Source organism: Bacillus sp. FSL K6-0073, from assembly GCF_038006085.1.
Taxonomy (GTDB): Bacteria; Bacillota; Bacilli; order Bacillales; family Bacillaceae_G; genus Bacillus_A; species Bacillus_A cereus.
Genome location: NZ_JBBOUN010000001.1, coordinates 535,001 through 549,433 on the forward strand (window position 1 = coordinate 535,001; position 14,433 = coordinate 549,433).

Genomic DNA, 14,433 nt, shown 5'->3' on the forward strand with positions numbered 1-14,433 from the left:
GCTAGCTTCGGTGGAGGCGCTGGTGGGATACCGCCCTGACTGTATTGAAATTCTAACCTACGGGTCTTATCGACCCGGGAGACAGTGTCAGGTGGGCAGTTTGACTGGGGCGGTCGCCTCCTAAAGTGTAACGGAGGCGCCCAAAGGTTCCCTCAGAATGGTTGGAAATCATTCGTAGAGTGCAAAGGCATAAGGGAGCTTGACTGCGAGACCTACAAGTCGAGCAGGGACGAAAGTCGGGCTTAGTGATCCGGTGGTTCCGCATGGAAGGGCCATCGCTCAACGGATAAAAGCTACCCCGGGGATAACAGGCTTATCTCCCCCAAGAGTCCACATCGACGGGGAGGTTTGGCACCTCGATGTCGGCTCATCGCATCCTGGGGCTGTAGTCGGTCCCAAGGGTTGGGCTGTTCGCCCATTAAAGCGGTACGCGAGCTGGGTTCAGAACGTCGTGAGACAGTTCGGTCCCTATCCGTCGTGGGCGTAGGAAATTTGAGAGGAGCTGTCCTTAGTACGAGAGGACCGGGATGGACGCACCGCTGGTGTACCAGTTGTTCTGCCAAGGGCATAGCTGGGTAGCTATGTGCGGAAGGGATAAGTGCTGAAAGCATCTAAGCATGAAGCCCCCCTCAAGATGAGATTTCCCATAGCGTAAGCTAGTAAGATCCCTGAAAGATGATCAGGTTGATAGGTTCGAGGTGGAAGCATGGTGACATGTGGAGCTGACGAATACTAATAGATCGAGGACTTAACCATATAATATGTAGCAATGTTATCTAGTTTTGAGAGAACATAAAAAACTTGTTGACTTTTAAAGTAAATAAGTTATAATAATGATTGTCTCAAAAGAATAATGTCTGGTAATGATGGCAGAGAGGTCACACCCGTTCCCATACCGAACACGGAAGTTAAGCTCTCTAGCGCCGATGGTAGTTGGGACCTTGTCCCTGTGAGAGTAGGACGTTGCCAGGCAATATTATTCCGCAGTAGCTCAGCGGTAGAGCTATCGGCTGTTAACCGATCGGTCGTAGGTTCGATTCCTACCTGCGGAGCCATTGGAGAGCTGTCCGAGTTGGCCGAAGGAGCACGATTGGAAATCGTGTATACGTCACAAGCGTATCAAGGGTTCGAATCCCTTGCTCTCCGCCATAGGATTTATAATATTTGGCCCGTTGGTCAAGTGGTTAAGACACCGCCCTTTCACGGCGGTAACACGGGTTCGAATCCCGTACGGGTCACCACTTTGGAGGATTAGCTCAGCTGGGAGAGCACCTGCCTTACAAGCAGGGGGTCGGCGGTTCGATCCCGTCATCCTCCACCATATAAATTTTATATGAATAGTATTATCGCGGGGTGGAGCAGCACGGTAGCTCGTCGGGCTCATAACCCGAAGGTCGCAGGTTCAAATCCTGTCCCCGCAACCAAATGGTCCCGTGGTGTAGTGGTTAACATGCCTGCCTGTCACGCAGGAGATCGCCGGTTCGACCCCGGTCGGGACCGCCATTTTAATAAGGCTCGGTAGCTCAGTCGGTAGAGCAGAGGACTGAAAATCCTCGTGTCGGCGGTTCGATTCCGTCCCGAGCCACCATTTATTTTAATAAAATACGCCGGCTTAGCTCAATTGGTAGAGCAACTGACTTGTAATCAGTAGGTTGGGGGTTCAAGTCCTCTAGCCGGCACCATGTAAGTTTCGGAGGGGTAGCGAAGTGGCTAAACGCGGCGGACTGTAAATCCGCTCCTTCGGGTTCGGCAGTTCGAATCTGCCCCCCTCCACCATTTACATAGGGGCATAGTTTAAAGGTAGAACTGAGGTCTCCAAAACCTCCAGTGTGGGTTCGATTCCTACTGCCCCTGCCAAAATATATTTACACAACATGGCGGTTGTGGCGAAGTGGTTAACGCACCGGATTGTGGCTCCGGCATTCGTGGGTTCGATTCCCATCAGTCGCCCCATTTTTATTTTAAAAATTACAAATAATCTAATGGATACTTACATATAATTAAGTAAGAATTCGATGGGCTATAGCCAAGCGGTAAGGCAACGGACTTTGACTCCGTCATGCGCTGGTTCGAATCCAGCTAGCCCAGCCATTTTTGCGGAAGTAGTTCAGTGGTAGAATACAACCTTGCCAAGGTTGGGGTCGCGGGTTCGAATCCCGTCTTCCGCTCCAATAAAATTTTATATGGCGGCATAGCCAAGTGGTAAGGCAGAGGTCTGCAAAACCTTTATCACCGGTTCAAATCCGGTTGCCGCCTTTTCTTTTGTGCCGATGTGGCGGAATTGGCAGACGCGCACGACTCAAAATCGTGTTCCTTCGGGAGTGTCGGTTCGACCCCGACCATCGGTATCATGAACGGCGTAAAAAAGCTCTATACAATTAGTATAGAGCTTTTTTGTTTTCTTTTCATGACATGACAAAATAAGTAGAAAAAGTATTGTATATACAATATTTCTTTCGAGTACTCTAGAGAGAATTTCTCCACCCCGGTGACATGAAGTTGAATCCGATACCACCAGTAGATATTAGTACACTATCAACGGTTAAGTTTGTAACCTCTAAAAACTTCTTTTCAAACCCTTCTCTGTTGTACTTATACATAGTTGAGTGGCACGCCCACATATGCGTTGAAGTACTTAACCAGTCCCCTAAATCTTTTAATTCAGGGAACGACTCAAATTGAATTGGTTCATCTAATTTCATGAATCTCACTTGATAGATAGTTGGGTTTAACTTTTCTTCTATCCCTTTAAGACTATGTGCTTTTTTCTCATTTGAATGTGTCATAATTCTCCCTCTCTCTTTTCTTCAAATTTTTCCCTATTTTTATTATACAGCAATAGAAAGTAATTATAGGAATATTATGGAAATAGGTGTCAGCAATATAAAAAGACTCTAACAGAAATGTTAGAGTCTTTTTGTTAAATTATACTATGTGCTTCTAAAATTCGTAATAAACGTAGGAATTCATGTATAATATAACTTGTCGAAAGAACAAAATGATAGTGATTTATATTATGTCTGTAATATGAATCAAAAATGAACTTTTTATATTTCTTTTAAAAATGTGTTGAACACACATTATATTTCATATTAATATTTTTATGTAGATTTAAAACGGGAAAGAGAGTGGAAAGTATGGGCCGTAAATGGAACAATATTAAAGACAAAAAAGCATCAAAAGATGCAAATACAAGCCGTATATACGCGAAATTTGGGCGTGAAATTTATGTGGCAGCAAAACAAGGCGAGCCAGATCCAGAATCAAACCAAGCGCTAAGAGTTGTATTAGAGCGTGCGAAAACATACAATGTTCCAAGAACAATTATTGATCGTGCAGTTGAAAAAGCAAAAGGCGGTTCAGAAGAAAATTATGACGAGCTTCGTTATGAAGGATTCGGACCAAATGGAGCTATGGTTATTGTAGATACACTTACAAATAACGTAAACCGTACTGCAGCAGATGTACGAGCTGCATTTAGCAAAAATAGTGGTAATATGGGTGTGAACGGTTCTGTAGCTTACATGTTTGATGCGACAGCTGTTATCGGCCTTGAAGGTAAAACATCAGATGAAGTTCTTGAAATTTTAATGGAAGCAGATGTAGATGCACGTGACATTCTAGAAGAAGAAGATTCTGTTATCGTGTATGCTGAACCAGATCAATTCCATGCAGTACAATCTGCACTTAAAGGTGCTGGCGTTGAGGAGTTTACAGTTGCAGAATTAACAATGCTTGCACAAAGTGATGTAACACTTCCTGAAGATGCTCAAGCACAATTTGAGAAAATGGTTGATGCATTAGAAGATTTAGAAGATGTTCAACAAGTTTATCACAACGTAGACTTAGGAGAGTAATACGATAGAAGACCCTTTTCGCTTAGCGGATAGGGTCTTTTTTTATGAAGTTAATTAAGGTGATGAAGTATTAAAGGTATTTTGTTGTAGGTAGTGAATATGATTATAGGGATATATAAAATATTCATTATTTCTAGGAGGCTTAATATGGAACATAAGACACCAAAGCATATAGTTGCTGTAGCAGGTTATTTAACAAATGAAAAAAATGAAGTGTTATTAACAAAAGTGCACTGGCGAGCTGATACGTGGGAGTTGCCAGGAGGACAGGTAGAAGAAGGCGAAGCGCTCGATCAAGCTGTCTGTAGGGAAATAAAAGAGGAAACAGGGTTAACGGTGAAGCCTATCGGAATTACAGGGGTTTATTATAATACCTCTATGCATATTCTAGCTGTTGTTTTTAAAGTAGCATATATAAGTGGTGAAATAAAAACTCAACCTGAAGAGATACAAGAGGCTAAATTTGTTGATTTAAATGAAGAGAACATAGATGAGTATATAACGCGTCCTCATATGAAATCCAGAACGCTTGATGCAATGAGTGCAACACATTTTATTCCGTATGAAACGTGGGAAGTACAGCCATATAATTTAATAGGAAGATTGTAAAGAAAAGAGTAGCCGATTTGAGATACATTCGAATCACTACTCTTTTTTGTATACTGTTTAAGAAAAAGGTCAAAATAATAATAGCACTAGTATTGATTTGTAGAACGTTTGTTCTGTATAATAAATCTATATGTTATATACATTTAGATTACTAGATAGTCAAAAGTATATATATTTGTAGATGATATAATTAAAGTGTAAAGTGAAAATATAATAGTCTTAAGGGTTTCTCTTTTATTGGTTATTCGTGTTTTAACATAACCTATATTCAATATTTCAGATGAATAGTAGATAAAAAAATACTGTGATACAATACTTTTTTATCCCACTATTTGCTGGGCAGTAAGCCTGATTGATGAGGGCTCATTAAAGTTTCTCTTACACGTACCTTACAATGATGTAAGGTACGTGTAAGAGAAATCGATGGGATATTTTTTTACAACAATGTATTCTTAAAGTAAGAGTTATATGCTGTGTGGAAAAGAGGTGTTCAAGATGAAAGAACGAGTATTATCTAGGGTGAACTATCATCAAAAAGTTGCATTAAATCCAATGACTAAACTTTTTTATAAAGCCATTATATTATTATTATTGTTAAGTTGTACGTTATTATTCATTGGAAATGTAATGATTGAGAAAAGTGATATTAGTAAATTACATGTACCGGCTAAGTTAGAGGTGCCAGAATCATTAACACATGCATTTATTGCGACAGAAGATAAAAGATTTTATCATCATAACGGTTTAGATTATATAGCAATTATTAGGGCCTCAGTTGAGAATATAAAGGCTGGTGGTGTCGTGCAAGGAGGAAGCACGATTACACAACAGCTATCTAAAAATGCCTTTTTAACAAATGAACGTACATTTTCTCGTAAGTGGAAAGAGATTTTTTATACGAAAAAAATTGAACGCACATTTACGAAGGATGAAATTTTAAAATTATATGTAAGTAATATTTATTATGGAGAAGGAGCGTGGGGAATTGAAAAAGCAGCAAACCTTTACTTCGGTAAAAAGGTGAACCAATTAACGTTGGCTGAAAGTGCAATGATGGCTGCTGTAGTAAAAGCACCTGCTTATTACTCACCTGCACAAAATTATGATAAAGCAGTAGAGAGACGAAATGTCGTTTTGAGACTAATGGAGAAAGAAGGCTATATAAGCCATGATGAGTATGTTCAAGCAGTTAGTGAGAAATTGGTAATTCGTCATGATATAAAGATAGAGCAGTCGATGTTAAATAGCGCGCGTAAAAAAGCAGTAAGTTAAGAGAAGTTCCTACAGAGGAGCTTCTTTTTTTGAATAAATTGTGACAAATTGTGACACAATATCGTCACAATTATTGTGTTTTTGTAATTTATGTGAGCGTGTTCATTGCGTGACGTATATAAGTGTTGATATTATGTGTATTGTGTACAATGCTGTATACAGAATATGAATTTAAAGAGGAATGTATATGAAATCAAATAAACTCATGGCTCTTGGTATAGTTTTTTCTATCGCAGTATTGATTGTAATTGGAACAATTGCGTATAGCATCATAAATGACAAAAAAGATAAAGGGAATGAGATGTTTGCTTATTCTACGCAACAATCTTTAGGGAAAGATGATGCTCCAGTTAAGGTAGTTGAATTTGGAGACTTTAAATGTCCTGCTTGTCGTACTTGGGATGTAACAGTATTACCTCGATTAAAAGAAGAGTATATTGATAAAGGCAAAGTGCAGTTATATTTTATTAACTTCCCATTTATCGGAAAAGACTCGGATTTAGGTGCAGCAGCTGGTGAAGCAATTTATAAACAAGATAAAGATTCATTCTGGATTTTCTATGATGAGATTTATCAAAATCAAAAGAAAGATACGGAAGAATGGATTACAGAAGATTTGCTTCTTAGCATTGTGAAAGAGAAACTGCCGAAAGTTGATGTAGAGCAATTTAAGAAAGATTTACACAGTAAAGACATTAAAGAAAAAGTACGTAAAGACTCAGATCGTGCTCAAAAATTAAAAGTTCAAGGTGCTCCTTCAGTATATGTAAACGGAAATCTTGCAAATCCTGATTTTGATAGTATGAAGAAGGCAATTGATAAAGAATTGAAAAAGTGATGAGGTTTCTCATCACTTTTTCGACTTTTTTCGATAAAATTCTTGCCTCTACTTTTTTTACATGCTATACTACTTTACATAAGTTATTCTAATATCTTATATGTAATTCATATTTGCGGGTGTAGTTTAGTGGTAAAACAAGAGCCTTCCAAGCTCTGGTCGAGAGTTCGATTCTCTTCACCCGCTCCAAATTTTATTAAATGTTTTTCTATAAATTGTGATCAACGCAGTGTTTCGTTTCCGAGATAAACGAGGCATTGCGTTTTTTAATGTTTGAAAAACCTAATTACATGCGAAAATAGAAGTAAATAATAGTATTCCAAAAGTGAATTACTAACCAATAGAGTCGTTACATAAGGGATGGATTCATCTGAGGAGGCGATTAAGAGTGGATTTTGAACAATTAAAGCAAGATGTAATTGCGTATAGTAAAACAATTGGCATAGATAAAATAGGCTTTGCGAGTGCTTCTCCTTTTGAGGAATTAAAGCAGCGCTTAATCCAGCAACAACAATTAAATTATCAATCTGGATTTGAAGAGCCTGATATAGAGAAGAGAACGAATCCGCAACTGTTATTACCGGGTGCTAAATCAATTATTGCGATTGCTTTAGCATATCCTTCAAAATTAAAAAATGCACCATTAAGTAAGCGTGGAGAACGCCGTGGGATTTTTTGTCGTGCTTCTTGGGGACAAGATTATCATCTTGTTTTACGAGATCGTTTGCAAAAATTAGAAGCATATTTAATTGAAAAACTTCCGGATATAGAAGTGAAGTCCATGGTTGATACAGGTGAATTAAGTGATCGAGCTGTATCAGAGCGTGCAGGCATTGGATGGAGCGGTAAAAACTGCTCTATTATTACACCTGAATTTGGTTCGTACGTATACTTAGGGGAAATGATTACAAATGTTCCATTCCCGCCAGATAAGCCGATAGAAGATCAATGCGGGGGCTGTACGAAATGTATCGATATTTGTCCTACCGGTGCTTTAATACAGGGGGGACAGTTAGATTCGAAGAAGTGCATTGCGTTTTTAACACAGACGAAAGGATTCCTACCTGAAGAATATCGCGATAAAATAGGAAATCGTATATATGGATGTGATACGTGTCAGACTGTTTGCCCGAAAAACAAAGGAATGGATTTTCATAATCATCCTGAGATGGAGCCGGATCCTGAGCTAGTTAAACCATTATTAACGCCACTTTTAACAATTAGTAATCGTGATTTTAAAGAGAAATATGGGATTATGTCAGGGTCATGGAGAGGGAAAAAGCCACTGCAAAGAAATGCGATTTTAGCATTAGCACATTTTAAAGAAGCATCGGCAATTCCTGATTTAATTGGTGTTATGAAAGATGACCCAAGACCAGTACTACGCGGAACGGCAGCATGGGCACTTGGGAAAATTGGCGGAGATGGAGTAGGCGAAGCGATTGAGAAAGCGATGGAACGTGAGAAAGATGAAGAAGTGCTTCATGAAATGAATCGCGGGCTTGAATTGTTAGCACAGAAAAAAGAGTAGATAATATTTCCCTTTTTCATATTGTAATATGGGAGGGAGACAGAATGGTTGTAAAAACGAAGATTGAAAACCAAGTACAACAATTTTTAGCATATATAACGGAGAAAAGAACGAATGTGGATGGTATTGCTGAGGATTTACTACAAATGGCACTGAGAAAGAAACAATTGTTTCAAAGACGTAGTGCACATATAGTGAAAGCAACTGCGGATGTTTCTTTCATTAGACAATTAAATAGTAATGACCATCAAGAAATTGATTATCAAATACATTTTAAATATTTAATTAAGCATAAAGAATTATTTTATATTGAAGAGGAACAATTAAAACGAAGAGTTTGTTTAAATAATAGTCGGATTATAGGCGATTATGCTATTGAAGTGTCAGAAGAAATTAGAATGGGTGAGACATTAGAAAGGGAAATTACGAAAGAGAAGTACGGTTCTTATCAGTATAATCGTTTAGAGGCAGTGAAATATGCAGAGCGTTGGTGGGATGACCGAAATCCTATGTATCGTAATTTCCCTGATAATTGTACGAATTTCATTTCTCAATGTCTTCATACTGGAGAAGTACCTATGAGCGGGTATCCTAATATTCGTAAAGGATGGTGGCAAAGGGAGAATCAGTGGAGCTGGAGCTGGGCTGTTGCACATTCTTTTTATTGGTATTTGTCAGGTGCTACAACAGGACTTCGAGCAGAGGCGGTAGAAAGGCCAGAAGAACTTATTCTTGGAGATGTCATTGCTTATGATTTCGAGGATGACGGAAGATGGAATCATACGACGATTGTAGTAGCAAAAGATGCAGATGGTATGCCGCTTGTAAATGCACATTCAGCGAATAGCCGTCGACGTTATTGGAACTATGAAGACTCTAGTAAATATACACCACAAATGAAATATAAATTCTTTCATATTATTAATGGGTAGAGATTTTTCGCTCAAGTGGTATAATACGTAGTAGACAAAAAACAGAGGTGAATATCGCGTGGGAGTACATGTTGTTTTATATCAGCCAGAAATTCCAGCAAATACAGGGAATATTGCTCGTACTTGTGCAGCAACTGGAACAGAATTACATTTGATTAGACCGCTTGGATTTTCAACGGATGATAAAATGTTAAAGCGTGCAGGATTAGATTATTGGCAGCACGTAAAAATTACGTATTATGATTCAATTGAAGAATTTTATGAAAAAAATAAAGACGGTGAATTCTTCTATTTAACAAAGTATGGCGAGAAAGCTCATACAGCGTTTGACTATAGCAAGCGCGAGAAGGATTACTATTTTGTATTTGGAAGAGAAACAAACGGCTTACCAGCTAATGTAATCGAAGAAAACTTTGATCATTGTTTACGTATTCCAATGACAGATAAAGTACGTTCATTAAATTTATCTAATACAGCAGCAATTTTAATTTATGAAGCGTTCCGTCAACAAAATTACCCTGGATTAGATTTAGAAATCGTTTATTAAAAGTCGCCATATGGCGACTTTTTTTTATAAAATAAAAATAATATATAATCATACATTTAAAAGAGAGGACATAATCATATAGAATGGGATATATGATTAAAAATAGATAAGACGGGTTGAGATAAATATGAAGGAAGAATATAGTAATCAAAATACCTTTTTAAGTATGATAGATATGGATTTAATTAGACAAGGATTATTACATGCTATTCAAGATTTAGTATTCATATTGAAAGTTATTGATAATGAAACGTTTCAATATATGTATGTGAATAAAATAGGAATGGATTATGCTAGGTTAAGCGAAGAGTGCTATGGAAAAACTTTTGCAGAAGTATTACCAAAAGATATAGCGGGGATATTGCAAAGGCAATATGCAAAAGTAGTGAGAGAAGCGAAAGCACATACCTTTTGTGATGTAGTCAATTTACCAAAAGGTGAGATACATTATGAATCTTCACTTAATCCTGTCTGCGACGAAGAAGGAATATGTCAATTTGTTATTTGTATTACAAGAGATATTACAGCTCAAATTGAGGAGAAGACAGAGATAGAGGAAAAACAAATGTTATTTAAGTCGTTACTGGAATATAATAATGACTCAATTATATCTATAGATTCTATAGGGAGAGTTACATATGCAAATCCGGCAACGTATGAAATATTTGGATACCGGTATGAGGAATTAAATAATAAATTTATTTTTGAATTCATTAATAAAGAATATGAAAAAGATTTTCAAATTATATTTAAGGGATCGATGCAAGGAAAAGCAAAACAAATTGTTTCAAAGAAATATGTTCATAAAGAAGGGTACGAGCTATATATTTCTTTGAGAACTATCCCGATTATTGTGAACGGTGAAATTGTTGGGATTTATATTGTTACGAGAGATGTTACAAGGCAAGTATTAAACGAAATGCGAACAGAATATTTAGCTTACTATGACCAGTTAACGGGATTAATGAATAGAATTTCATGTACAAATAAGTTAAATACTTTTTTAAATGAGAGTGTAAATTTTGCACTTGTATTTATAGATTTAGATGAGTTTCATCGTATTAATGATACATTTGGTCATAAAGAGGGAGATAAAGTATTACAAAAAGTTACAGAATGTTTAAGCAATCTAAAAATAGAAGATATGCACTTATTTAGAGAACACGATGATCAATTTGTTATGTTGATAGAAAATATAACGAAAGAATATGTAGAGGAAGTTGCAAAAAGCATACTGAAAAATATTAGTGAATATTTTGTAATCGAAGAAGAAGATGTATATTTAAGTGCGTCAATTGGAATTGTAATGGCTCCAGCAGATGGAGAAGATGAAAAAATACTATTTCAGAGAGTCGATGCTGCTTTAGAAAAAGCAAAAGAAAAAGGAAAAGGACATTATCATTTTTATTGTAGTGGATTAGACTGTGAGCGTGAACAAAGGTTTATAATAGAAAACCAGTTACATCGTGCTATAGAAAAAAATGAATTTTTCTTATATTATCAGCCACAAATTAATATTGAAACGAAAAAAATAGCTAGTATGGAAGCTTTAATAAGGTGGGAGAATAAGGAATTAGGATTTGTTTCTCCAAACCAATTTATTCCGTTGGCAGAAAGAACAGGATTTATTATTAAGCTGGATGAATGGGTAGTAAATCAAGTGTGTCAGCAATTGCGCGAATGGTTAAATAAAGGGTATGATGTAGTCCCAATTGCAGTTAATATTTCAGCTAGACACTTTCGTTCTATTACATTAATAGAGATGATTACACGGGCTTTAAATAAGTACAATGTACCAACTCATTTATTAGCGATAGAGGTTACAGAAGGAGCTCTTATACATAAAGATATATCGAAGAGAGTGTTACTACAATTAAAAGAGCAAAATTTAAAGATTCATTTAGATGATTTTGGAACAGGCTATTCATCTTTAAGTTATTTAAAAACATATCCAATTGATACTTTAAAAATTGATCGTTCTTTTATGGAAGGTATACATATAGATGAACGTGATACGAATATTACAGCTGCAATTATTCATTTAGCTCATACTTTAGAATTGAATGTAATTGCAGAAGGAGTAGAAAAAAAGGAGCAAATACAGTTTTTGAAAGAAAAGAATGTGAAGCTTGTACAAGGTTATTATTATAGCCGACCACTATCCAAATATGATATGGAAAATATGTATTATAAATAAAAAAATGATGTGCTAAAAGCACATCATTTTTTATGTGTACCTGGTTTGTCATTGTAACCGGATGTAAAAATAGCTGTAAGAAATGTGAGTGATACACCTAAAATTAATAATAATTTCATACTAATATCCTCCTTACTTTTTTCGGTTCATGAGTTTTATTTATTACCCAAAATGTATGTAAGGTTCTTAGAAGAAAAGAATTTATTTATAATGAATAGCAGTGTAAAAACGTTAATACCTATATTATACAGAATTTTCTTTGAATTTTGGAGAGAATTTTAGTGTGCTATTATATATTTCGTTTTGATTTAAAGAATGTTTAAGGACATCCTAGCATACCTTTTATAATAATCCGATTGAACAAGGAGATGGGGGAGGAGCTATAATGGATATTCTAAAAAAGATTGAACAGCATCGAGCAGCAGAAGAGCGTTTACAATGGGAAGGTACGTTTGCGGAGTATTTGGAGCTTGTGAAAGAAAGACCATGGGTGGCTCAAACAGCACACTCTCGCATTTACAATATGATAAAAGATGCTGGAATTGAAGAAGTTGATGGTAGAAGAAAGTATAACTTCTTTAGTAATCAGCTCTTTGGATTAGAGGATGCTCTAGAACGTCTTGTAGAGGAATATTTTCATCCATCTGCAAAACGATTAGATGTTAGAAAAAGAATTTTATTATTAATGGGTCCTGTTAGTGGAGGGAAATCAACGTTAGTTACAATGTTGAAACGAGGATTAGAAACATATTCAAGAACAGATCGCGGAGCAATTTTTGCAATTAAAGGATGCCCAATGCACGAGGATCCACTGCATTTAATTCCACATCATTTACGAGATGATTTCTTTGATGAGTATGGGGTTAGAATTGAAGGGAATTTATCACCACTAAATGTCATGCGTTTAGAGCAAGAATACGGATCAAGAATTGAGGATGTAGTTGTAGAGCGTATTTTCTTCTCTGAAGATCGCCGTACAGGGATTGGTACATTTAGCCCGTCTGATCCAAAATCACAAGATATTGCAGATTTAACAGGTAGTCTGGACTTTTCTACGATTGCAGAATATGGTTCAGAATCAGATCCGCGTGCGTATCGATTTGATGGAGAATTAAATAAGGCAAACCGAGGAATGATGGAGTTCCAAGAGATGTTAAAATGCGATGAGAAGTTTTTATGGCACTTATTATCACTTACGCAAGAAGGGAATTTCAAAGCGGGAAGATTTGCGCTTATTTCAGCAGATGAATTAATTGTAGCGCATACGAATGAAACAGAGTATCGCTCATTTATAGCAAATAAGAAAAATGAAGCATTGCACTCAAGAATTATTGTAATGCCAGTTCCTTATAATTTACGAGTAAGTGAAGAAGAACATATTTATGAAAAAATGATTCGTGAAAGTGATGTATCGAATGTTCACATTGCACCACACACACTTCGCGTTGCAGCAATGTTCACTATTTTAACTCGTTTAAAAGATCCGAAGCGTCCGGATATTGATTTAATTAAAAAGATGCGTTTGTATGATGGAGAAACGGTAGAAGGTTATAATGCGATTGATGTAGAAGAATTACAACGCGAATATCAAGATGAAGGCATGAAGGGTATTGATCCTCGTTATGTCATTAACCGAATTTCGTCTACAATCATTCGAAAAGAGGTACCATCTATTAACGCGTTAGATGTACTTAGATCTTTAAAAGATGGGCTAGATCAGCATCCATCCATTAGTAATGAAGACCGTGAACGTTACATGAATTTCATCTCATTAGCGAGAAAAGAATACGATGAAATCGCGAAGAAAGAAGTACAAAAAGCGTTTGTTTATTCATATGAAGAATCAGCTAAGACGCTTATGGATAATTACTTAGATAACGTCGAGGCGTACTGCAATAAATCGAAATTACGTGATCCGTTAACAGGAGAAGAAATGAGTCCAGATGAAAAATTAATGCGCTCAATTGAAGAGCAAATTGGAATTTCAGAAAATGCTAAGAAAGCGTTCCGTGAAGAGATTTTAATTCGCATTTCTGCTTATGCCCGTAAAGGAAAACGCTTTGATTATAATTCACATGAACGTCTTCGTGAAGCGATTCAGAAAAAACTATTTGCTGATTTAAAAGATATAGTGAAAATTACAACATCAACGAAAACGCCGGACGAAAATCAGCTTAAGAAAATCAATGATGTTGTTGCGCGTTTAATTGATGAGCATGGCTATAATTCTTCTTCAGCAAATGAATTACTACGCTATGTAGGTAGCTTGTTAAACAGATAGTTTGATAACAAAACGCTGTCTCTTGTATTTTGCGGGACAGCGTTTTATTATCCGTTCATATGTGTATAAAGTGTCATACCTTGTCCAAATGTAATAAATTAAGATGCAATTTTATGAATTTATTGTCAATTATTTTTACAATATGCATATGATAGAGTAACCAACCATTCATACGAAAAAAGCCAACACAATACAATATGTTGCAAAGTAAAAATATGTGCAACAATGCATTGTGTTTCTTTCTTATCAGTGGCTGAATATTTCTTTCTATTATGTGAGTGGCAAAATTTTGTTTAGGATGCTCGGGGTATTGTATGAAAAACGTTATAAATGTTTATGGGATGATTTTCTGTGGGCAGTTACCTTTCA

The 14,433-nt window shown here is 36.5% G+C and carries 10 protein-coding genes, 16 tRNA genes and 2 rRNA genes (1 of these 28 running past the window's edge); 27 read left to right on the plus strand and 1 reads right to left on the minus strand.

Going from position 1 to position 14,433, the window contains the following annotated elements; translation table 11 throughout:
* The 17 genes from MHB52_RS02740 to MHB52_RS02820 form a co-directional block, all read left to right on the plus strand.
* Positions 1 to 756: ribosomal RNA gene (locus MHB52_RS02740) — 23S ribosomal RNA — on the plus strand (it extends 2,167 nt beyond the left edge of the window).
* A 100-nt stretch (positions 757 to 856) separates the two neighbouring features.
* A 5S ribosomal RNA gene (rrf, locus tag MHB52_RS02745) occupies positions 857 to 972 on the plus strand.
* 8 nt (positions 973 to 980) lie between these two features.
* Positions 981 to 1,055 (plus strand) — tRNA-Asn (locus MHB52_RS02750).
* Positions 1,056 to 1,057: 2 nt separating this feature from the next.
* Positions 1,058 to 1,149, plus strand: a tRNA-Ser gene (locus MHB52_RS02755).
* Positions 1,150 to 1,166: 17 nt separating this feature from the next.
* Positions 1,167 to 1,241 (plus strand) — tRNA-Glu (locus tag MHB52_RS02760).
* Between the two features lie 4 nt (positions 1,242 to 1,245).
* Positions 1,246 to 1,321, plus strand: a tRNA-Val gene (locus MHB52_RS02765).
* 26 nt (positions 1,322 to 1,347) lie between these two features.
* A tRNA-Met gene (locus tag MHB52_RS02770) sits at positions 1,348 to 1,424 on the plus strand.
* 3 nt (positions 1,425 to 1,427) lie between these two features.
* Positions 1,428 to 1,503 (plus strand) — tRNA-Asp (locus MHB52_RS02775).
* A gap of 9 nt (positions 1,504 to 1,512) precedes the next feature.
* Positions 1,513 to 1,588, plus strand: a tRNA-Phe gene (locus tag MHB52_RS02780).
* 18 nt (positions 1,589 to 1,606) lie between these two features.
* Positions 1,607 to 1,682 (plus strand) — tRNA-Thr (locus MHB52_RS02785).
* A gap of 10 nt (positions 1,683 to 1,692) precedes the next feature.
* Positions 1,693 to 1,776 (plus strand) — tRNA-Tyr (locus tag MHB52_RS02790).
* Between the two features lie 7 nt (positions 1,777 to 1,783).
* Positions 1,784 to 1,857, plus strand: a tRNA-Trp gene (locus tag MHB52_RS02795).
* Between the two features lie 20 nt (positions 1,858 to 1,877).
* Positions 1,878 to 1,953 (plus strand) — tRNA-His (locus MHB52_RS02800).
* A gap of 63 nt (positions 1,954 to 2,016) precedes the next feature.
* Positions 2,017 to 2,091, plus strand: a tRNA-Gln gene (locus MHB52_RS02805).
* A 5-nt stretch (positions 2,092 to 2,096) separates the two neighbouring features.
* Positions 2,097 to 2,171, plus strand: a tRNA-Gly gene (locus MHB52_RS02810).
* 14 nt (positions 2,172 to 2,185) lie between these two features.
* Positions 2,186 to 2,256 (plus strand) — tRNA-Cys (locus MHB52_RS02815).
* 10 nt (positions 2,257 to 2,266) lie between these two features.
* A tRNA-Leu gene (locus MHB52_RS02820) sits at positions 2,267 to 2,348 on the plus strand.
* 117 nt (positions 2,349 to 2,465) lie between these two features.
* Here MHB52_RS02820 and MHB52_RS02825 read toward each other — a convergent pair.
* A complete protein-coding gene (locus MHB52_RS02825) occupies positions 2,466 to 2,786 on the minus strand; it encodes a DUF3884 family protein (RefSeq protein WP_000149817.1) in 321 nt (106 codons plus the stop codon).
* 351 nt (positions 2,787 to 3,137) lie between these two features.
* Between MHB52_RS02825 and MHB52_RS02830 the strand changes: the two genes are divergently transcribed.
* The 10 genes from MHB52_RS02830 to MHB52_RS02875 all read left to right on the plus strand — a co-directional run bounded on the left by MHB52_RS02830 (position 3,138) and on the right by MHB52_RS02875 (position 14,064).
* The gene (locus MHB52_RS02830) at positions 3,138 to 3,857 is read left to right on the plus strand and encodes a YebC/PmpR family DNA-binding transcriptional regulator (RefSeq protein WP_000532952.1); all 720 of its coding nucleotides are present in this window, start codon (positions 3,138 to 3,140) and stop codon (positions 3,855 to 3,857) included.
* Positions 3,858 to 4,004: 147 nt separating this feature from the next.
* Entirely contained in the window at positions 4,005 to 4,466 is a 462-nt protein-coding gene (locus tag MHB52_RS02835; protein ID WP_000400457.1) for an NUDIX hydrolase, read from the plus strand.
* 495 nt (positions 4,467 to 4,961) lie between these two features.
* A complete protein-coding gene (locus MHB52_RS02840) occupies positions 4,962 to 5,738 on the plus strand; it encodes a transglycosylase domain-containing protein (RefSeq protein WP_000664715.1) in 777 nt (258 codons plus the stop codon).
* Positions 5,739 to 5,925: 187 nt separating this feature from the next.
* Positions 5,926 to 6,576 (plus strand): DsbA family protein, encoded by a 651-nt coding sequence (locus MHB52_RS02845; protein WP_000841306.1) that lies wholly within the window; start codon positions 5,926 to 5,928, stop codon positions 6,574 to 6,576.
* Positions 6,577 to 6,691: 115 nt separating this feature from the next.
* Positions 6,692 to 6,765, plus strand: a tRNA-Gly gene (locus tag MHB52_RS02850).
* Between the two features lie 199 nt (positions 6,766 to 6,964).
* Positions 6,965 to 8,107, plus strand: coding sequence for a tRNA epoxyqueuosine(34) reductase QueG (gene queG, locus MHB52_RS02855; RefSeq protein ID WP_000345215.1), 1,143 nt, complete (start codon positions 6,965 to 6,967; stop codon positions 8,105 to 8,107).
* A gap of 44 nt (positions 8,108 to 8,151) precedes the next feature.
* A complete protein-coding gene (locus MHB52_RS02860; protein ID WP_000260592.1) occupies positions 8,152 to 9,039 on the plus strand; it encodes an amidase domain-containing protein in 888 nt (295 codons plus the stop codon).
* Between the two features lie 58 nt (positions 9,040 to 9,097).
* A complete protein-coding gene (trmL, locus tag MHB52_RS02865; protein WP_000538147.1) occupies positions 9,098 to 9,586 on the plus strand; it encodes a tRNA (uridine(34)/cytosine(34)/5-carboxymethylaminomethyluridine(34)-2'-O)-methyltransferase TrmL in 489 nt (162 codons plus the stop codon).
* A 127-nt stretch (positions 9,587 to 9,713) separates the two neighbouring features.
* Complete coding sequence (locus MHB52_RS02870; RefSeq protein WP_044307500.1) at positions 9,714 to 11,783, plus strand: sensor domain-containing protein; 2,070 nt, start codon at positions 9,714 to 9,716, stop codon at positions 11,781 to 11,783.
* 385 nt (positions 11,784 to 12,168) lie between these two features.
* The gene (locus tag MHB52_RS02875) at positions 12,169 to 14,064 is read left to right on the plus strand and encodes a PrkA family serine protein kinase (protein WP_000353273.1); all 1,896 of its coding nucleotides are present in this window, start codon (positions 12,169 to 12,171) and stop codon (positions 14,062 to 14,064) included.
* The last annotated feature ends 369 nt before the right edge of the window (positions 14,065 to 14,433 follow it).